Below are 19,503 nucleotides of genomic sequence, written 5' to 3' on the forward strand. Positions count from 1 at the left end.
AGCAAGACCGGGATTGCAGTGGAGGGTGATCGTGGACAGCAAAGCGAGTGAATATCAGGTTATCGTCGCGGGCGCAGGACCCTGCGGCATGGCGGTGGCGATCGAGCTGGGGCTGCGCGGCATCCGCACGCTGATCTGCGAACCTCGCGCCTTCACCGACTATGGCATCGCCAAGGTGAACCTGGTGAATGGCCGCTCGATGGAGCATTTCCGTCGCTGGGGCATTGCCGATCGCCACCGCGCCAACGATCCGGTGCCTTCCGAAGTCGCCCGCGACCTTGTATTCTCCACCCGAGCCAACGGAAAGATCCTGTTCAAAGCCGAGGGCGCCTATGAATGGCGCGAACGCATGCCGATCGCTTCGGAAACCCCGGAATGGGCGCCGTTCGAGGCTATCGAGAAGACGCTTCGCGACAGGATCGGTGAACTCGACACGGTGACCTTCATCGAACATTCCAAAGTGATCGATTTCACGCAGAATGGCGATGGGGTCGAAGTCGTCTACGAAAAGGACGGAGAACGGATCACGGCGGGCGGCGACTATTTCATCATCGCCAACGGTCCCCATTCGCCGCAGCGCCGCAAGATCAACCTGCGGCTCGAAGGCGGCACGTTGTTCGACAATATTTCCTGGCGCTTCCATGCCCCGGAACTGAAGAGCCTGTTTAAGGACACGCATCTCTGTTCGATGACGTTTTTCCTGAACGAAGACGCCTATGGCGATATATTGGTGCCCTATGGCAACGATTATTGGGGATATTACGTCTCTCCCATGCCGGAGGACATCGACCCCATGGACTGGTCCAAGGTCCGCGAGATGATGTTCCGCTCGGTCGGCCAGCGCTTCGAGACGAGCGACGAGCGCGGCTGGGTCTGGGGCAGCCATGCGCGCATGACGCGATCCTTCCATTTCGGCCGCGCCTTCCTGATCGGGGACGCCGCGCATCTGACCCCGCCCTTCGGCGGCTTCGGCATGAACATGGGCGTGGGCGATGCCGCCGACCTGGGGTGGAAGTTGGCCGCGATGCTGGAAGGTTGGGGCGGACCGAACCTGATGGAGAGCTACACGCTGGAGCGCTATCCGGTGTGCAAGTTCATCATCGAAGGATCGGCCCATAACAATACGGTATGGGGCAAGGCGATCGTCCGCCCGCATATGGAAGAGGATAGCGAGCGCGGCGAACAGATACGCGAGGACATCCGCAAATTCATCGTCGAGGAAAAAACGCAGCAATTCCGCAGCCACGGCGCGCAGTTCGGCTATCGCTACGCCGGTTCGCCCATCGTCATGGGCGACGGCGCCGAACCGCCGCCGATGACCTATGGCGATTATGTGCCCTCGTCAGTGCCGGGCTGCCGCGCGCCGCATGTGTGGCTGGGGAAAGACGATTCCCTTTACGATCATTTCGGCTGGGGCTTTTGCCTGCTGAAGCTGGATGCGCGGGCCGACACCGCGCCGCTGGAAAGCGCCGCGGCCGCAGCCGGCCTGCCGCTCAAGATTCTCGACCTGTCCGACCGGCCGGACGTCGTCGAACAATATGATCGCAAGCTGACGCTCATCCGCCCCGATCAGCATGTCGCCTGGCGCGGGGACGAGGCACCCGACGATTGCGCCTATCTTGTCGACGTCGTGCGCGGCGCCGCGAGTTACGTGTGATGAAGGCGTATAAGCTCGACATCGGCGGTATCGACTATGCCTGCGTCGAGGCGGGGGAAGGACCGCTGCTGCTGCTCTGCCACGGCACGTTCGGGGGCAAGCGGCTCATGTTCCCTCAGCTCGAATATCTCAGCCGCCATTTCCGCTGCGTCGCGCTGGACTGGCGCGGGCATGGCGGATCGGGCCATACGCCCGGCGGCTGGACGGCCAACGATCTGGTGGAGGATGTCGCCGCGATCATCGGCGCCCTGGGCGAGAAGCGGGCGATGATCGCGGGCGTTTCCCAAGGCGGCGCTGTCGGCATGCGCGTTGCGCTGAAATATCCGGAGAAGGTGCGCGCGTTGGTGAATATGTGTGGGGGACCGGGAGGTCCTCCGCCAGCGGCGATCCGGCGTCTTTACGACCTTGCCGCGTTTTTCGCGGAGGAGCGGGACGAAGCCGTGCGCCGGGCAGCGGTGGTCGAATTCGCCGCCAGCTATTTCCACGCGCCCAGCTTCATCACACGAGAGCCGGAACGCTTTGCAGAGGAAGTCGACGCCATACTCTCCCACCCCCGCGAAAGCATCAGGCTGCTTCCTTGCGTACCGGAGAGCTATGTGGACATCACGCCCCGGCTGGGCGAAATCACCTGCCCCACCCTGATCATCTGGGCGGCGGAGGAAGCGCGAAAGACGATGGGCATCGAACTGGCCGCTGCCATCCCCGGCGCGGAACTGGTGACGATCCCGGATGCGGGCCATCATGTGAATGTGGACCAGCCCGAAGCGACGTCGGAAGCGATAGAGCGATTTCTGCTCCGCCACTGAACGAGCGGGGCGGGATGGTTCGACAGGAGAGCGGAATGGCCACAAGCAGTGATATTCTGGCAGGCAAGACCATTATCCTCACGGGCGGCGGAGGCGATATAGGAACGGCGACGGCACGGTTGCTGCTGTCGCGCGGCGCCAAGGTCGCGCTGTTCGACCGTTCGGCCGAAGCCCTGGAAAGGCTGCGCGCCGATGCGGGCGGTTCCGACAGGCTGCTTGTCGGATCGTGCGACGTCACCGATGAAGCAGACGTCCGATCCCGCTTTGCCGACGCGCACAGCCATTTCAGCGGCGTGCACGGCATCGTCAACGCGGCCGGCATCGAAGGGGCGCGCGGCCCGATCCACGAATGCGCGACCGAAATGTTCGAAACGGTGATGGCCGTGAACGTGAAGGGCGTTTTCCTGGGCATGAAGCATGGCATCCCGCTGCTCCAGCAAAGCGGCGGCGGAGCGATCGTCAACGCCTGTAGCACAGCCGGCATCAAGGGCGTCGAGGGCATGGCCCCCTATGTGGCGAGCAAACATGCGGTGCTGGGACTGACGCGGAGCGGCGCGCTGGAATGGGGGCGCTATGGCATCCGGGTCAATTGCGTGGCGCCCGGCCCGGTGCAGGGGCGAATGCTGGAAGCGATCTATGCCCGGCATGCCGCCGACCCCAATTGGCCGAGCCTGGAGAGCCGCAAGGCGCTGAACCCATCGGGGCGCTTCGCCCGACCGGAAGAGATCGGTGAAGTGATCGCGTTCCTGCTGTCCGATGCGTCCAGCTTCATCAACGGAGCCTGCTATTCCGTCGATGGCGGCGTGTCGGCGCTTTGATGTATCGTCCATGCGCCGGCCGTTGATCGATGGCGGGTCCGAAGAAGCAATCTACGCTGATCGCATCGCTCCGCTTCAGGTATCGCCAAGTGTTTATTGCTATCTGACACCGCCTCACTTCTGGCGATAACATCTTCCACAAGACCAGTCCCGGATCATCGACGGAGGGTGAATGGCAGGAGGCTGCTTTCCCGCATTTGCCGGTTCGCAAAGTTCATCGAAGCGCCTACCGCTTGGGTGACGCCTCAGACTGACCAAGCGACTTATGAAGTTGGCGACGCTGGGCGCCATCCCGATGATGCGCATGCGCAGATCATTGGTGAACCCCATCTTTTCAGATATTTATCACGACCAACAGAGACAATAAACCGGGAGGACCTGAATGAAACCAATATTTCTTACAACGGCATGCAGCGTCGCCTTGATGGTGCCGGCGGCTCAAGCGCAGGATCAGACGACCGCCACCGCGCAGGCGATGCAAGGTGCCGAAGGCAAAAGCTCCGATCTGGGTATCGCAGACATCGTGGTCACTGCGCAGCGCCGATCCGAGCGCTTGCAGGATGTTCCCGTCGCGGTCACCGCAGCCACAGGTGATCGGCTGGCCGCGGTCGGCATTCAATCCTCGCAGGATCTGAGCGTCATCACCCCAGGTCTCACCATTCCGCAAACGTCGGGCTATTCCCAGCCGCGTATCCGCGGCGTCGGCACTTCGTCAAATGGGCCGGGCATCGAAAATCCCGTCGCCACCTATATTGACGGGGTCTACATTGCCAGCGCGCCCAGTTCCCTGCTGACGCTCAACAACATCCAGCGGGTCGAAGTACTCAAGGGGCCTCAAGGCACCCTGTTCGGACGCAATGCGACCGGCGGCCTGATCCAGATCGTCACCAAGGACCCGACGCATGACGCTGGCGGGGCGGTCAACCTCTCCTATGGCAATTATCAAACGGTCATTGCGGACGCCTATGTCACCGGCGGGCTTTCCGACACCATCGCGGCCGACCTTGCGGTCCGCTACGAACATCAGGACAAGGGCTTCGGCACGAACCTGTTCAACGGCAAGGAGGTCGGCAAGCTGGACCATGATTTCGCCGGGCGGATGAAGCTGCTGATCGAACCGAGCGAGCGGACGCAAATCCGCCTCGCCCTCGATTATGAATCCCGCGACAGCGACCGCGACATCCAGCATCTGGACACGATCCAGCAGCCCTTCAGCCCCTTCTATCTCGGTTTCGGCCCCTTCCCGCTGGGCGGCACCTACGACGTCAACCAGAATTATGAATTCCGCAACAAGCTGGAAGCGGGCGGCGTCTCGCTTCAGGTCGACCACGATCTGGGCGGCGTCGCGCTGAAGAGCATCACCGCCTATCGGAAATCGAAGTTCCAGTTCAACCTGGACCTGGATCTGCTGCCGATCGATGGCTTCACCGCATTCAGCATCGCCAAGTTCAATCAGTTCAGCCAGGAATTGCAGCTTTCCTCCAATGACTCCAGTCCGCTGAAATGGGTCGCCGGCCTTTATTATTTCCATTCGAAGGATGGTTGGCAGCCGATCGACATCGGCATCGGGCCGCTAGTGAATGTTCAGGCGCCAGGCGTTCCGTTTCACGTCATCGACGAGAATTATCAGAAGACCGACGCCCTCGCGGCCTATGCGCAGGCAAGCTACGAGATATTGCCCCGTACGAACCTGACATTGGGCGGCAGGTACAATTATGAGCATAAGAGCGTCAGCGGAACGGAATCCTACACGGCGTTCGGCGCGCCCGCGGGAAGCGTGCCTTTCCCGGACACATCGCCTCCCGCTTCCGTGCCGACCAAGGCGACCTTCAAGCGCTTCAACTATCGCATCGCGCTCGATCATAAATTCGGCCCGGATATTCTTGGCTATATTTCCTATAATAGCGGGTTCAAGAGCGGCGGTTTCGTGCTTGCGAAGCGCGATGCCCAGCCGTTCAAGCCGGAGGACATCAAGGCGGCCGAAGTCGGCCTGAAGACCCAGTTCTTCGATCGCCGGGTGCGCCTCAACATCTCCGCCTTCCATTATGATTACAAGAATATCCAGGTGCAGCGGTTCGACGCCGGCAGCCAGTTGATCTATAACGGCGCCAGGGCCAGAATGTACGGCGTCGATCTGGATGGCGAGATCGTGCTGGCACATGGCCTGTCGCTGAACGGCGGCCTTTCCTACATCCATGACCGGTTCAAATCATTCCCCCTGGCGGATTCCAATGCGCCAAGGCCGGGCTGCCCCACCCCACCGCTGGGCGGCGTCGTGCAGTGCGAAGCGGCCGGCAACAAGCTGGCCCAGACGCCGACCCTGTCGTTCAATATCGGCGGCGATTATTCTATCGACACCAGCATCGGCACGTTCGCGCTGAATGCGACCTATTTCCGCCAGAGCAAGGTCTATGCGGCAGCGGATAACATCGCCTTTCAGAAAGCTTATGACCTGATCAATGCGTCGATCTCCTGGACCGACAAGAGCGATCATGTCACGGTCAAATTGTGGGGCAGGAATCTTGGCAAGACGGTCTACACGACGTCCCTGATCGAAGGCTTCACCGGGCTGGACGTCGCTTACGGCTATCCTCGCACCTATGGCGTGACCGCCGGTTTCAAATTCTAGGGCATCGCGCGCAAAAGCGAGAACCGGTTTTGCGTTTAGAGCGGATTCCGATCTGATTGAATCAGATCGGAATCCGCTCTAAGTCTTTTATTTACCGCGATTTCTTAACCGTCAGATGATGCCATCTGACTGGAAATCGCTCTAAAAGGATGCGATGAGAAAGAAGTAGAGAGCGCGACTTGCGTCCGATTTACGCAGCGCGCTCTCGGTCAGGAGGAACCGGACCCTTTCCCTCTCACCGCAAGCGCGGCGGGATGGATTTTCTTTGGCAAGATCGGCCACAAGAAAACGAACCGCCTACCGCAATTTGCCTCAGGCCGGATCGACGTTCAGGATAAGCCGGTCACGGCCACGGATCAGATTGTGCATGACCATCTCCTCCTCGACGAGATGGAAACGCTTCACGCGCCGGACCAGCACGTCGAGCATCGTCCGGATTTCCAGTTTGGCAAGATGCATGCCGGCACATAAATGCATGCCATAGCCGAAGGCGACATGATCCCGCGCATCGCGCGCGATGTCGAATTTTTCCGGATCCTCATACCGCCGCTCATCGCGGTTGCCGCTGGCATAGACCATCAGCGCCCAATCGCCCCTATGCATGTGGGCGCCGCCGTCCATATCATAATCCCGCGTCAGTCGGCGGCCAAATGCCCGCACGGGCGATTCCAGCCGCAAAGCCTCCTCGATCGCCCTGTTCTTCAATTCCGGATCACTGCGCAGCCGGTCCCATTGTTCCGGATGCCGGGCAAAAAGCGACAGGGCATTGCCAAGTCCGTTGATCGTCGTGTCGAGGGCTGGGCCCGTATAGTCCATCATCATCTTTCGGGCCTCGTCATGCGACAGGTCGCCCGCATCGGCGGCGCGGAACAGCCCCGCAGCCCATCCCTGCGGGTCGAGCGCCTCGCGCGGCAGGTTGTGCAGATAGGTGAAGGCCTCGATCGCTATCTCGATACCCGACAATGTTCGGGGATGTCCTTCGGGACCGAGCGCGTCGAAAAGCCCACCCGCCCAACGCAGCATGTTTGCCTTGCCCTCGTCCGTCAGGCCGACAAGGTCCGTGACGACCGTCAGCGGCAGGAACTGCGCAAGCTCGGGGATCGCATCGAACGCCCCCTTCGCGACGAGTTGGTCGACCCTCTGCTCGGCAAGCCCAGTCAATCGGTCCTTCAACGCGTTCAATGCGCCTGGCAGCAGCGGCCGGTTGAACACGCGACGCAGGCGGGCATGATCCGGATCGTCCGAAAAGATCATCACGCCTTCGCTGTTCTTGTTAGCCTCGGCGTTCATGCCGATCCCCGCCGTGGACGTGAAGGCTTCGGAAGCAAGGAGCGCCTCGCGCAATTCCTTGTGCCGGACGATCGCCCAGCATTCGTGGCGGGCGAGCCAGACCGCGGGGCCCAGATCGCGCAACTGATCATAATAGGGATAGGGGTTCGAAACGACCTCGTCCGACCAAAAGTCGATTTCGGAAACTGGAGTCCTGCTTTCGGTGGGTTGCGACACTTCCATGGCATCAATCTCCTGTTTACATGGCGATCAGGCGTGGAGTCCGTTGCGATCACATTGAATCGGAACAGGCCCCGTTATCCTTTTTTGCGCGATTTCCGAGCCGGGATATGTTCCATTTCATTCAAAATCACTCCAACAAACGACAATGTCGATCAGGACCCTTGATCCTGATCGACATAGGTTGAGAGCCCCGCTCGTCCCGCTCCATTTCAAGGAACACAGAGACCGGGAATATTATATTCAGAACGTCCTGGTCACGCTCAGGCCAAAGGTACGGGGCGCACCATAAGCAACCGTTCGAGAAAAGCCGAGCAGGCCCAAATTGGTGTTTGCCCCGGCGAAATAGGTGTCGTCGGTCACATTCTTGATGAAGGCGGTGGCCGACCATGCCGCGCCGGGTGAGGTCCAGCCGAGATAGAAATTCACCATGGTCCGGGACGGTTGGGACATTTCGACCGTGTTGAAGTGATTGAAATACACCCGGTCGAACCACGTCACATTGACACGCGGCGTGATGTCCCCGAAACCGGTCCCGATCCTGTATCCGACTTCGCCGCCCACCTGATATTTCGGTGCGTCAGGCAATTGGTTGCCCTTGAGGTTCTGCGAGCCCAGGTCGGCAAAGGCCGGATCGATGTCCCTGAATTCCTTGAACTTGCCATCGAGATAGGCCGCGTTGAGTTGCAGCGTCAGCGCGTCGGTGGGCTTCGCCGTAATTTCCGCCTCGATACCGCGAACACGCGCCTTCGTGGCATTTTTGGTGACGATATTGATCCCGTCGATGATGCTTTCCTGCAAATCCTTATAGTCATAGTTGAACGCCGACAGATTGATGCGGAGCCGACGGTCGAACAGGTCGGCCTTGATCCCCGCCTCGTAATTGGTCAACTTTTCCGGCCGGAATGCCGGTTGTATGCCACCGACATTATAACCGCCCGCCTTGAAGCCGCGCGAATAGGTGGCGTAGAGATAGATGCCGGAGCCCGCCTTGTAGCTGAGCGTGACCTTGGGATCGAACGAGTCCCAGCTTGCCGACTGCGAACCCGCGCCGTTTCCGAACAGGCCGTTGGCGGGGTCGAATCCCGGACGAAGGGCATTGTCGAGTATGAAGGGGCTGAGAACGTCCACCTGATGCTGCTCGAAAATCACCTTCTTCTCGTCGCTGTAGCGTGCGCCGACGTCCAGCTCGAGCTTTTGGGTCAGTCGGATATTGGCCTGCGCGAACACCGCCTTGGCATTGGTCTTCACCCGCCCGTAGGAACCGTAAAATTCGTAAAGCGCATCGGGATCGACCAGTCCGTCGACGTGGAATGCGGCGCCGAATACGCTGCCCTTGAACGGCACCTGGTTGGTGGCGCTGTTCCGTTCATGGAAATAATAGGCGCCGATGATGATGTCCGCGAAATCGCCAATCTTCTGGGCCAGACGAAGCTCGGTCGAGAAGACGTTCGATGCCTCGTCGATATACATTTGCGACAACTCGGCGGCGGACCCGTCGATATTGGTCCTCTGCGAAGCCGTGAAGTGACGATAGGCGGTCAGCAAGGTCATGGTCGTGCTGTCCGACAGGTCCAGGTCCGCCTGACCCGAAAAGCCATAGGTCTCGATCCGCCGGCGCGGGCCGAAACCGGCGGCATCCTGCGGATCGTCCGGAACCTCCGCGCCCAGCAGTTCGACCGATGTCGGAATGGCCGAATTGCCCCGCCCGGCATAGCGATAGCCGCCGTCATTCTCTCGCGAAATGCTGTAATCGCCGGTCAGCCTGACCGTGAGCGTGGAGCCGGGATCGAACTTCAGCCTTGCGCGGACGCTGCGGGAATTCTCGTCATTCACGTCCGCGCCGGTCGTAATGTTCCTGCCATAGCCGTTGCGGTCGACGGTCCGGAAGGAAATCCGCGCCTGGACCGTCGGGGACAGCGGGCCGCCCACCGCGCCTTCCGTGCCGATCAGGCCATAATTGCCGACGCTGCCGGTAAAATAGCCGTTCAGGCTGTCGCCCGGATCACGGCTGAGCACATTGATCGTTCCGGCGATCGCGTTGCGTCCATAAAGCGTTCCTTGCGGCCCGCGCAGCACCTCCACGCGATCTATGTCGTAGAAGCCGAGCAATGCCGCCTGGTTCCGCGCCAGATAGATGCCGTCCTGATAAAGTGCGACGCGCGGTTCGCCACCGGGGGAAATGGCATTATAGCCGATACCGCGAATGGAAATCTTCGCATCGCTGCTGACACGATTGAAATTCAGGTTCGGAATATTGGAACTGAGGCTTTCGATATTGGTGATGTTCTTCTCGCGCAGCGCTTCGCCGCCCACCGCCGAAATCGCGATAGGCGTGGTCTGCACCGAAGACAGGCGCCGCTCCGCCGTGACGATGATGTCGATAATTCCGCTTTGCGCGGGCCCGGTCTGCGCTCCGGCGGATTGGTCTTGCGCGATGGCCGCGCCGTGCATCGCCACCGATACGATCGCGACGGTCGAAAGCAAAATCCCTCTCATCATTTCCCTCTCCCCTGTTAGGGTCCGTTTTCATTATCGTTTGGTTATCGAGTTGGATCGGAACTAGTGCGCGCGAACCACCCGGTTCCTAAGAATACCGATCTTCTCGACCTCCAGTTCGACGGTATCGCCCGCGGACAAGGACCGCCCCAGCTCGAAACCGCAGCCGCCCAGCACTGTGCCGGAGCCAAGCACCTCGCCGGGCAAAATGGTCTTTTCACGGCTGAATTGCGCGATGGCGTCTTCGAACTTGTGATACATGGAACCGGTGTTGCCGCGGGTCCATTGCTCGCCATTGATCGTCGCGGTCATGACCAGATCATAGGGATCTTCCATCTCGTCCGGCGTGGCGATGCACGGCCCCAATCCCCAGCTCCCCGGAAAATCCTTGCCCTCGCCCGGCCCGTTCATGGTGTACATCAGCGGCATCTGCACATCGCGGGCCGACCAGTCATTGAGAATGGTATAGCCGAAGATATGCTCTCTCGCCCTCTCCCGCGAGACATCCCTGGCCGGTCGGCCGATGACGCAGGCCCATTCCAGTTCGAAGTCGATATAGTCCGAATAGCTTGGCCACAATATGTCCACGCCCGTCCCGCTCACCGACGTGTGGTCCGCGTTGTAATAGACGCACTGCTTCTTGAAAGTCGGGTTGAGATGATATTTGCCGGACGCGATCAACCGATCATAGGCCGCTTCGGGATCGCCCTCCTCGGCCGCCGCCCGTCGCGCCATCTGTTCCAGTACGATTTCCATATGCTCCAGCATGAGGCTGCAATCGCGCAGGCGGACGGGCTGTGGCAGCGGCGCCAGGATCGACACGTCCGCCAAGGCGCGCAGGGCGCTGGCATCCGCTTTGCCGATTGTGGCGCGCGCGGCGTCCCACGCCTGCGGACCTGCATCGATCAGGGCCTGCATCGACGCGAATGCCGGAACCGGGTTCGCCGCCGCCAGATCGAGCAGCTGGTCCTCCACCAGCGCGCCTAGCCGCTGTCCGTCCTGATTGGCAAAGGTAACCAGCTTCATGACAACTCCATGGAGTAGGGTTTTCGAACCCGCCCCCGGCAGGATCGAATGACATCTCGCCCGCGTCAGCGCCGATACGGCGCGCTGCGACTATTCGGGAAAGGGCGGCGGCATGACTTTCGCGATGTCGACGCGCCACTGCCGGATCGATTTGAAACCGGGACTGGAACGGCACATATCCTCGGTTTCCCGAATGATCTCTTCGTCGCTCTTGTTCAAATCGAGCGGGACGTAAAATGGCTGGTCGGCATACCAGTCGGTATCGACGAAGAATTCGATATAATTGCCCTCCGGATCATGCGCGTAGACGCTCCACGCATTGCCGTGCGTCGCGGCGGTGATCTCCGTCGCGCCGCTTGCTTCCAGCCGATTTTTCATGTCGCGCAAGTCGGCAAGGGACGGCATCTTGAAGGAGATCTGCTGGATGACCGGCCCGAATTTGGGATTGATCGTGTTCCTGGGCAAATGTACCGGGCGGCCGTTCGTCAACACGATCTGGTGATGGTCCTCCGGATCGCGCGACATGAAAACGACCTTGAGATCGCCGAAATCGCCCTGGTCGGTAATCGCAAAACCGAGCACATCGACATAGAAGCGCGCCATCATGTCCACGTCGGTCGCGACCAGGCCGATGTGCGAAAATTTCAGCATCGGCGGGGATTTTGCGGTAGCTCCGGCTTCTTGTGTCATAGCTCTCCTCCCGGCTGCTTGTCGCATGCCGCCTGTCCTCTCTTCTATGCAGACGGCGAAGAGCCGTCAGATGAGAAGTCCCCTACCCCGATACCCAGAATAGCGACCTCGCCCTGCCAATGCTCGATTTTCCGCGTGAAACAGCGGCGCGGCATCCGGCATCCGTCCGCGGCGGGATTGGCTTGCAGAACCTCGCACCCCTGATCCAGGTATCGGCCGTCCCATTTTCTGATCGCCTTCCGGCCGTCCGCCTATTTTAATGAATGACCAACGCAATCCTGCGGAGCGGAATGTTTGGGAAGAGGGCTATCGGAAAATGGTCATAGAAAATGCTGTCATCGCCGTCGCGCCCGACCACGCCCCCGCTTTCGAGCAGGCCGTTGGCGAATGCGTGGAGATTTTCCGCGCAGCCGATGGATGTCTTGGCATGGCGCTCGACCGCATTGTCGATCAGCCGGGCCGATACAGGCTGCTGATCAAATGGGAAAGCAAGGCCCACCATGCGCCCCAATTCTGGGAATCGCCCGGCTTCCGGCAATGGCGGACGCATGTGGCGCATTTCTTCCTCGAAACCCCGATGCTCGAATATAATGAGCCAGTCGAGAATTATTTCTGATGTCATCCCTCGCGCAGCGCGAAGGGTCCGGCGACGGCATGAAATCCGAAGGGATGGACAGGCCCGACGAACAGCCGCTCTTCCCGGACCTGCCCGTGATCGACAGCGCTCATCATCTGGTCGACCGGGTCAGCGACGCCATCGCGCCGGTTCTGGGGCTGCGACGTTTCCTTATCGACGATTATCTCGATTATCTGGGCAGCATCCATCATGTCATCGCGTCGATCGCAACCGAAGGCCTGTCCATGTATCGCGCGACCGGGCCGGCGGAACTGCGCTGCGTCGGAGAGACGGAATTTCTCAACGGGCAGGCCGCCATGGCGGCCAGCGGCCTTTACGGGCCCTGCCTGGTGGGGGCCGGCATCATTGCCGCCATCGATTGCCGAAGAGGCGACTGGGTGTCCCGCATATTGGAGCATCAGATCGCGGCGGCGCCGCAACGGCTGAAGGGCTTTCGCCAGTCCGCCCTGTGGGATGCTGACCCGTCGATCCTTGGCGGCATCTTCGATTGCGGGGAAAGCCTCTATCGTCAGGACGAATTTCTCCGCGGCTTTGCCCATATTGCGCGGTCGGGATATTGCTTCGACGCCTTCGTCCTCGCCCCCAAATTGTCCGATGTGCTTTTTCTCGCCTCGCGCTTTCCCGATGCGCCGATCGTCCTCAACCATGTCGGTCAGCCGATCGGCATAGGGGCGCATGGCGGGCGCCTTGCGGAAGAATTTCCGCAATGGCGGCGCGACATGGCCAAGATCGCGGCCTGCGAGAATGTTTCGGTCAAGCTGGGTGGGCTGGGGTCCTATCTGCTGGGATCGAGCCTGTTCAGGGCGCAGCCGCCCGCAAGCTCGGAGCAAATGGCCGCGCAATGGCGGCCCTATGTGGAAACCGCCATCGACCTGTTCGGGGCCAGCCGCTGCATGTTCGAAAGCAACCGCCCCACCGACGATGTCGGCGGGTTCGGTACGCTGTGCAACGCCTATAAGCGCATCACGGCAGGCTGCTCCGCAGACGAGCGGCGCCAGATTTTCGCCGGCACCGCGAACCGCATCTATAATCTTGAAATCGAGGAGCTTTCCCGGCCATGAAATATAAGCAGATGGGATCGACAGGCCTGTTCGTGTCCGAAATTTGCCTTGGCGCCATGACTTTTGGCGGCGATCCGGATGCGCAGGCCTTTCGCGGCATGGGCCATATGACCCAGGCGCAAGTCGACGCCGTGATCGGACGCGCGCTGGAAGCCGGGGTGAACTTCATCGACACGGCGGACACCTATTTCCATGGCCAGTCCGAACGCATGCTGGGCCAGGCGCTCAAGAATCTGGGCGTTGCGCGGAAGGATGTGGTCATCTCCACCAAGACGTCCGGGATCGTGGGGAGCGGCCCGAACGACCGGGGCGCATCGCGAGGGCACATTATGGATGCGGTCCGGTTCAGCCTGGAGCGGCTTCAGACCGACCATATCGATCTTTATCAGATTCACCAGACCGATACCGTCACCCCGCTGGACGAGACCCTGCGGGCGCTGGACGATCTGCGCAGCCAGGGGCTGATCCGTTATTTCGGGGCGTCGAACTGGCATGGCTGGCGGATCGCCCGGGCGATCGGCATCAGCGAAGCCAGAAATTACGGCCGGCTTGAAACGGTACAGGCCTATTATTCGATAGCCGGGCGCGACGTGGAAAGGGAAATCGTGCCGCTGATCGAGGCCGAGGGACTGGGCCTGATGGTCTGGTCGCCACTGGCCGGCGGGCTGCTGTCGGGCAAGTTCGGGCCGGGCGCCCCGGCGCCGGAAGATTCGCGGCGCGCCACGTTCGATTTCCCGCCGGTCGATACGGAGCGCGCATGGCCCATCGTCGCGGTCATGCGTGAGATTGGGGACGCGCATAGCGTATCGGTGGCGCGGGTGGCGCTGGCCTGGACGCTGGCGAAGCCGCATGTGATGTCGGTCATCATCGGCGCGAAGAATGGCGATCAGCTTGACGACAATCTCGCCGCGGTCGAGCTGGCCCTGTCGCCCGAGGAGATGAAACGGCTGGACGATGTCAGCGCCCTGAAACCGGAATATCCCGGCTGGATGCTGACCTTCCTGGGCGATAGCCGAATACCCAAGCCGTTCGAGCCAAAGCGGCAATGAGGGGAACGGTGCCTCTCTGAAGGCCGATTCCACCTATCCCATCCAGGTCGCGCACCATTTCCAGGTATCGCGAGACTGGAATCCTCATCTGACGAACCGGCGTTTGATGCCCTAGTCGCCAGGCATGGCGAACGCCGCCCCGCCAAGGCCCATCCACCTGCATGAAGGGTCATGGCCCCTATCCGACCGGGACGAGGAACGAAGAGGAAGAATGACGAACAAGGTCTACAGGGATTCAGCTTCGGCGCTGACCGGCCTGCTGCGGGACGGCATGACGATCATATCGGGCGGATTCGGCATATGCGGCATTCCGGACTCACTGCTCGCCGCCATCGAGGATTCCGGCGTCAGGGATTTGACGATCGTCACGAACAATCCGGGGCTGGACGGCATGGGCGTCGGCAGGCTGGTGAATTCCCGTCAGGTCAGGAAGCTCATTGCCTCCTATGCCGGGGAGAATGCGACCTTCGCGAAACAGTATCTCGCGGGGGAAGTCGAGCTGGAATATTGCCCGCAGGGTTCGCTGGTCGAACGCATCAGGGCGGGCGGTTCGGGCATTCCCGCCTTCTACACGCCGACCGGTGTCGGAACCCAGGTGGCCGAAGGCAAGGAAACGCGCCTCTTCGATGGGCGCGAATATCTGCTGGAGCGCGGGATATTCGGTGATCTGGCCGTGATCCACGCCTGGAAGGGCGATAGCGAGGGCAATCTGGTCTACCGGATGACCGCGCGCAACTTCAATCCGGTGATGGCAACAGCGGCGAAGGTGACGGTCGCGGAGGTCGAGCATCTGGTGGAGCCGGGGGAGATCGATCCCGATCACATCATCACCCCCGGAATCTTCGTCAAGCGCATGGTGCAAGTGCCCGATCCCTACAAGCACATCGAAAAGCGCACCGTCCGCCAACGCGCCTGAGAGGAAGAACATGCCCTGGAATCGCGAACAAATAGCAGCCCGAGCCGCCCAGGAACTGAAGGACGGATTTTACGTCAATCTGGGCATCGGCATTCCCACGCTGGTCGCCAACATGATCCCGGAAGGCGTGTCGATCCAGCTTCATTCGGAAAACGGCATGCTCGGCATGGGGCCGTTTCCCTATGCGGGCGAGGAGGATGCCGACCTTATCAATGCGGGCAAGGAGACGGTCACGAAGATTCCGACCACGTCCTTTTTCGACAGCGCGATGAGCTTTGGCATGATGCGCGGCGGCCATATCGACATCTCGATCCTGGGCGGCCTGCAAGTGTCGGAGAAGGGCGACCTCGCCAACTGGACGATCCCCGGCAAGATGGTGAAGGGCATGGGCGGCGCGATGGACCTGGTTGCCGGCGTGCCGCGCATCGTCGTCGTGATGGAGCATGAGGCGAAGGGCCAGTCCCGGATCGTCAACGAATGCACATTGCCGCTGACGGGCAGGCAGGTGGTGGACCTGATCATCACCGATCTCGCCGTGTTCGAGGTCGATCCCGCGCGGACGCCGTCGCTGAAGTTGATCGAACTGGCGCCCGGCGTTTCCGCCGGAGAGGTCAGGGAGAAGACGGACGCGGCTTATGTCGAGGCCCTGAACTGAACGGCACACCGGACCGGCGCCGATCCGCCAAGTCGCGGAACTGAAAAGACAAGGATGAGGAACGATGGAAGCTGTAATCGTTGGATGGGGACATTCGAAATTCGGCCGCTTTGACGCGCTCGGCCTGGAGGAGCTCATCCATTCGGTCGCAAAAGAGGCGATGGATTCAGCCGGAATTGAAGGCAAGCATGTCGACGCCATATGGCTGGGGCATTTCAACTCCGGCCTGGTGCCCGACACATTCTGCTCGTCCATGGTGCTGGGCGCGGACCCCGGCTTGCGGTTCAAGCCCGCCAATCGCTGCGAAAATGCCTGCGCGACGGGTTCGGCGGCGGTCTATGCCGCCATCGACGCGATCCGCAGCGGCCGCGTGCGGGTGGCGTTGGTCGTCGGCGCGGAGAAGATGACCCATCAGAGCACCGCCGGGGTCACGCGCGCGCTGGCCGGCGCCGGCTACCAGAAGGATGAGGCGCATGTCAGCTTTCCGGAAGTGTTCGCCCGCTATGCGCACGCCTATGCCCACCATCATGGCGATCCTGTCGAGGCGATGGCGCATATCGCGGTGAAGAACCACGAGAACGCGCTGCTCAACCCCCTCGCCCAGATGCACCGTCCGCTGGCGCTGGACTATTGCCTCGCCCCGTCGGAGAAGAATCCGATGATCGCGCCGCCGCTCAAGGTCACCGACTGTTCGTTGATCTCGGACGGCGCGGCAGCACTGGTCATCGTATCCGACGACATGCTGTCCGATTTTCCGAAGGCGGCCGGTTTCCGCGCCTGGCAACAGGTCAATGACTATCTGCCGATGGCGGCCAAGGACCCGATCGCCTTCGCCGGTCCCAGGCGGGCGATCGCTCAGGCCTTTCGGCAGGCGGGGGTCACGGTGGACGACATCAGCCTTGCGGAAGTGCATGACTGCTTCACCATTGCCGAGCTGATGATGGTCGAAGCGCTGGGCCTCACACAACCCGGCAAGGCACGCGAAGCCGTGATCGAGGGGCAGACGCGGCGGGGCGGAAAGCTGCCGGTCAATCTTTCCGGCGGCCTCAAGTCGAAGGGGCATCCCGTGGGCGCGACCGGCGTGTCGATGCTCGTCACGGCGGCCCGGCAGGTGCTGGGCGAAGCGGGCGACATGCAACTGCCCGGGGCGTCGCTGGCGCTGACCGCCAATATGGGGGGAGACGCGGTCGCCACTTATGTGTCAATCGTGGAAGCGGTCAAAAACTGACGCCGGATCGGCATGATGACGAAAATGATTACCTGCATCGAGGATTTGCGGCTGCTCGCAAAGAGGCGCGTGCCCCGCATGTTCTATGATTATGCCGATTCCGGTTCCTGGACCGAAAGCACCTACCGGGCGAACAGCCGCGACTTCGAAGCCATCAAGCTTCGGCAGCGCGTGGCGGTCGACATGACCGATCGCTCGCTTGCGACCACCCTTGTGGGGCATGACGCCACCATGCCGGTGGCGGTCGCGCCGGTGGGCATGCTGGGGATGCAGCATGCCGATGGCGAGATACTCGCGGCGAGGGCGGCGGCGAAGGCCGGCGTGCCCTTCACTCTCTCCACCATGAGCAACTGCTCGATAGAGGATGTCGCCCGGCATAGCGACCGGCCCTTCTGGTTCCAGATCTACGTCATGCGCGACCGGGACTTCAGCGACCGGCTGATCGACCGGGCCAAAGCGGCCGGCTGCTCCGCCCTCGTCCTGACCCTCGACCTGCAGATTTTGGGACAGCGCCACAAGGATATCCGCAACGGTCTCAGCACGCCGCCCAAGCCGACCCTGGCCAATCTGCTCAATCTTGCCAGCAAACCGCGCTGGTGCTGGAACATGGCGCGCACGCCGCGCCGCTCGTTCGGCAATATCGCAGGCCATGTCGAAGGCGTCGCGGATATGGGCTCCCTGTCGTCCTGGACCGCCTCCCAGTTCGATCCCTGCCTGAGTTGGGACGATGTGAAGCGGTTCCAGGACAGGTGGCAGGGCAAGCTGATCTTGAAGGGCATCCTCGACCCGGAAGATGCGGACAATGCCGCAAGGACCGGGGCGGAGGCGATCATCGTGTCCAACCATGGCGGCAGGCAACTGGATGGCGCGCCTTCGTCGATTTCCGCCCTGCCCGCTATCGTGGACGTCGTGGGGGACAGCATCGAGGTGCTGATGGACGGCGGCATCCGGTCCGGCCAAGACATCATCAAGGCCATTGCCCTTGGGGCCAAGGGCATCCTGCTAGGCCGCTCCATCACTTATGGGCTGGGCGCGATGGGCGAGGCCGGGGTCCTCGTCGCGCTCGACATTCTCCGCAAGGAGCTGGACACGACCATGGCGCTCTGCGGGCTGCGCGACATCAAGGATGTCGACGCGCGCATCCTTGCCTCTGCCCCGCTTCAACCCGAGTTTGCGAGGCGGTGATCCCAAGGAATTCGACCCAAGGTGCCGGACACCGGAGAGAAAATTCGTTGGAAACGGGCGCCGCCCTGTGCACAGGCACCATGAAGGAGAAAGCAGATGCCGATCCCTGGCGCAGCCTATAGCGAGCCCCCCCTTTCCCCGCATATTCCGCTTGTCGACACGCACCATCACTTCTGGGGGGAAGGCCATTTCGGCGCGGCCCGTTTCGGTTCGTTCCTTCCCGAGGATTTCATCGCCACGGTCGGCAGCAGCGGCCATAGGCTGGCCGCCACCGTCTATGTCGATTGCGGCTGGGCCTTCCGGGGCAGCGGGCCGGAGCATCTACGCTGCGTGGGCGAAACGGAATATGTAGAGACGGTCGCCGGGCAATTCGCTTCGACCGATAGCCCGGCCGGGCAATTATGCGCGGGCATCGTCGGCAGAGCCGACCTCATGCTGGGTGATGCCGTCGCGGACGTACTGGAAGCGCATCTGGAGGCGTCCCCGAGCCGGTTCCGCGGCATAAGAGAGTTGGTGGCCCATGATCCCGATGCCTATCAGGCACTCAAAATTCCGCCCGGGAAGCTCCTGAACGCCCGTTTTCGTGCGGGCTTCGGCCGGCTGGCTCCCCTGGGCCTGAGCTGCGACCTGTTATGCGCCCATGGCATGCTGGACGATGTCGTCGGCCTGGCCCGCGCCTTTCCGGACACATCGATCATCCTCGACCATCTCGCCGGGCCGGTCGGCATCGGCCGGTTCAGCGGCAAACGGCAGGAGGTGCTGGCGAACTGGCGGAACAGGATCGAAATCCTCGCCAGATTTCCCAACATCTCCATCAAGCTGAGCGGAGTGGGCGCGGATGTCATGGGCTTCGGATGGCACCATGGCGGCAGCGCCCCGGACAGCGCGACGGTCGCCGAAGCCATATCCCCCTATATCCATGCCGCGGTGGACGCATTTTCACCGTCGCGCTGCATGTTCGGCAGCAATTTCCCGGTCGACCGGCAATCCTTCAACTATGGAGTGATGTGGAACGCCTTCAAGCGCGCCGCCGCCCGCTACTCCAATGAAGAGCAGCGCCAACTCTTCTTCGGCACGGCGGCGCGCATCTATCGCCTGGTACTTTAGGAGTAAGGGGAGGGTCTGGAGCGTAAGCTCC

The 19,503-nt window shown here is 61.5% G+C and carries 16 protein-coding genes; 12 read left to right on the forward strand and 4 right to left on the reverse strand.

The window, feature by feature from the left end:
* The first annotated feature begins 31 nt into the window (after positions 1-31).
* From YP76_RS14375 to YP76_RS14390, 4 genes are all read left to right on the forward strand, one after another.
* Positions 32-1,657 (forward strand): FAD-dependent monooxygenase, encoded by a 1,626-nt coding sequence (locus tag YP76_RS14375; protein ID WP_198147497.1) that lies wholly within the window; start codon positions 32-34, stop codon positions 1,655-1,657.
* Positions 1,657-2,463, forward strand: coding sequence for an alpha/beta fold hydrolase (locus YP76_RS14380; protein ID WP_046764293.1), 807 nt, complete (start codon positions 1,657-1,659; stop codon positions 2,461-2,463). Before YP76_RS14375 ends, YP76_RS14380 begins: the two co-directional genes overlap by 1 nt.
* A 35-nt stretch (positions 2,464-2,498) precedes the next feature.
* Positions 2,499-3,281, forward strand: a complete 783-nt coding sequence (locus tag YP76_RS14385) for an SDR family NAD(P)-dependent oxidoreductase (RefSeq protein ID WP_052757443.1) — start codon at positions 2,499-2,501, stop codon at positions 3,279-3,281.
* Positions 3,282-3,663: 382 nt separating this feature from the next.
* Positions 3,664-5,910: a TonB-dependent receptor gene (locus YP76_RS14390; protein WP_084733179.1), complete on the forward strand. Its 2,247-nt coding sequence runs from the start codon at positions 3,664-3,666 to the stop codon at positions 5,908-5,910.
* Between the two features lie 312 nt (positions 5,911-6,222).
* Here the strand turns inward: YP76_RS14390 and YP76_RS14395 are convergent, their stop codons facing one another.
* From YP76_RS14395 to YP76_RS14410, 4 genes are all read right to left on the reverse strand, one after another.
* Positions 6,223-7,422, reverse strand: a complete 1,200-nt coding sequence (locus YP76_RS14395; protein ID WP_046764294.1) for a cytochrome P450 — start codon at positions 7,420-7,422, stop codon at positions 6,223-6,225.
* A gap of 240 nt (positions 7,423-7,662) precedes the next feature.
* Entirely contained in the window at positions 7,663-9,921 is a 2,259-nt protein-coding gene (locus YP76_RS14400) for a TonB-dependent receptor (protein ID WP_046764295.1), read from the reverse strand.
* A gap of 60 nt (positions 9,922-9,981) precedes the next feature.
* A complete protein-coding gene (locus YP76_RS14405; protein WP_046764296.1) occupies positions 9,982-10,944 on the reverse strand; it encodes a fumarylacetoacetate hydrolase family protein in 963 nt (320 codons plus the stop codon).
* Positions 10,945-11,034: 90 nt separating this feature from the next.
* Entirely contained in the window at positions 11,035-11,634 is a 600-nt protein-coding gene (locus tag YP76_RS14410) for a VOC family protein (RefSeq protein WP_046764297.1), read from the reverse strand.
* A 259-nt stretch (positions 11,635-11,893) separates the two neighbouring features.
* On the opposite strand from YP76_RS14410, the gene YP76_RS14415 reads away from it, so the two are divergent.
* From YP76_RS14415 to YP76_RS14450, 8 genes are all read left to right on the forward strand, one after another.
* Positions 11,894-12,250, forward strand: coding sequence for an antibiotic biosynthesis monooxygenase family protein (locus tag YP76_RS14415; RefSeq protein WP_052757446.1), 357 nt, complete (start codon positions 11,894-11,896; stop codon positions 12,248-12,250).
* Positions 12,250-13,332, forward strand: a complete 1,083-nt coding sequence (locus tag YP76_RS14420; protein ID WP_198147498.1) for an amidohydrolase family protein — start codon at positions 12,250-12,252, stop codon at positions 13,330-13,332. Before YP76_RS14415 ends, YP76_RS14420 begins: the two co-directional genes overlap by 1 nt.
* On the forward strand, positions 13,329-14,381 hold the full coding sequence (locus tag YP76_RS14425; RefSeq protein WP_046764298.1) for an aldo/keto reductase: 1,053 nt from the start codon (positions 13,329-13,331) through the stop codon (positions 14,379-14,381). Before YP76_RS14420 ends, YP76_RS14425 begins: the two co-directional genes overlap by 4 nt.
* 211 nt (positions 14,382-14,592) lie before the next feature.
* Positions 14,593-15,297 (forward strand): CoA transferase subunit A, encoded by a 705-nt coding sequence (locus YP76_RS14430; protein ID WP_046764299.1) that lies wholly within the window; start codon positions 14,593-14,595, stop codon positions 15,295-15,297.
* Between the two features lie 10 nt (positions 15,298-15,307).
* Positions 15,308-15,952: a CoA transferase subunit B gene (locus YP76_RS14435; RefSeq protein WP_046764300.1), complete on the forward strand. Its 645-nt coding sequence runs from the start codon at positions 15,308-15,310 to the stop codon at positions 15,950-15,952.
* A 64-nt stretch (positions 15,953-16,016) separates the two neighbouring features.
* Complete coding sequence (locus YP76_RS14440) at positions 16,017-17,180, forward strand: thiolase domain-containing protein (protein WP_046764301.1); 1,164 nt, start codon at positions 16,017-16,019, stop codon at positions 17,178-17,180.
* A gap of 15 nt (positions 17,181-17,195) precedes the next feature.
* A complete protein-coding gene (locus YP76_RS14445; protein WP_046764418.1) occupies positions 17,196-18,365 on the forward strand; it encodes an alpha-hydroxy acid oxidase in 1,170 nt (389 codons plus the stop codon).
* Between the two features lie 96 nt (positions 18,366-18,461).
* Positions 18,462-19,472, forward strand: a complete 1,011-nt coding sequence (locus tag YP76_RS14450) for an amidohydrolase family protein (protein ID WP_046764302.1) — start codon at positions 18,462-18,464, stop codon at positions 19,470-19,472.
* Positions 19,473-19,503: the final 31 nt, after the last annotated feature.

The sequence above is a fragment of the Sphingobium chungbukense genome (genome assembly GCF_001005725.1).
GTDB lineage: Bacteria > Pseudomonadota > Alphaproteobacteria > Sphingomonadales > Sphingomonadaceae > Sphingobium > Sphingobium chungbukense.

Bases quoted from the DNA above. Each gene is read 5' to 3' on its own strand.
- YP76_RS14390 (WP_084733179.1), top strand. From the start codon at position 3,664: ATGAAACCAATATTTCTTACAACGGCATGCAGCGTCGCCTTGATGGTG.
- YP76_RS14430 (WP_046764299.1), top strand. From the start codon at position 14,593: ATGACGAACAAGGTCTACAGGGATTCAGCTTCGGCGCTGACCGGCCTG.
- YP76_RS14395 (WP_046764294.1), bottom strand. From the start codon at position 7,422: ATGGAAGTGTCGCAACCCACCGAAAGCAGGACTCCAGTTTCCGAAATC.
- YP76_RS14420 (WP_198147498.1), top strand. From the start codon at position 12,250: ATGTCATCCCTCGCGCAGCGCGAAGGGTCCGGCGACGGCATGAAATCC.
- YP76_RS14385 (WP_052757443.1), top strand. From the start codon at position 2,499: ATGGCCACAAGCAGTGATATTCTGGCAGGCAAGACCATTATCCTCACG.
- YP76_RS14445 (WP_046764418.1), top strand. From the start codon at position 17,196: ATGACGAAAATGATTACCTGCATCGAGGATTTGCGGCTGCTCGCAAAG.
- YP76_RS14400 (WP_046764295.1), bottom strand. From the start codon at position 9,921: ATGATGAGAGGGATTTTGCTTTCGACCGTCGCGATCGTATCGGTGGCG.
- YP76_RS14435 (WP_046764300.1), top strand. From the start codon at position 15,308: ATGCCCTGGAATCGCGAACAAATAGCAGCCCGAGCCGCCCAGGAACTG.
- YP76_RS14410 (WP_046764297.1), bottom strand. From the start codon at position 11,634: ATGACACAAGAAGCCGGAGCTACCGCAAAATCCCCGCCGATGCTGAAA.
- YP76_RS14450 (WP_046764302.1), top strand. From the start codon at position 18,462: ATGCCGATCCCTGGCGCAGCCTATAGCGAGCCCCCCCTTTCCCCGCAT.
- YP76_RS14380 (WP_046764293.1), top strand. From the start codon at position 1,657: ATGAAGGCGTATAAGCTCGACATCGGCGGTATCGACTATGCCTGCGTC.
- YP76_RS14415 (WP_052757446.1), top strand. From the start codon at position 11,894: ATGAATGACCAACGCAATCCTGCGGAGCGGAATGTTTGGGAAGAGGGC.
- YP76_RS14405 (WP_046764296.1), bottom strand. From the start codon at position 10,944: ATGAAGCTGGTTACCTTTGCCAATCAGGACGGACAGCGGCTAGGCGCG.
- YP76_RS14425 (WP_046764298.1), top strand. From the start codon at position 13,329: ATGAAATATAAGCAGATGGGATCGACAGGCCTGTTCGTGTCCGAAATT.
- YP76_RS14440 (WP_046764301.1), top strand. From the start codon at position 16,017: ATGGAAGCTGTAATCGTTGGATGGGGACATTCGAAATTCGGCCGCTTT.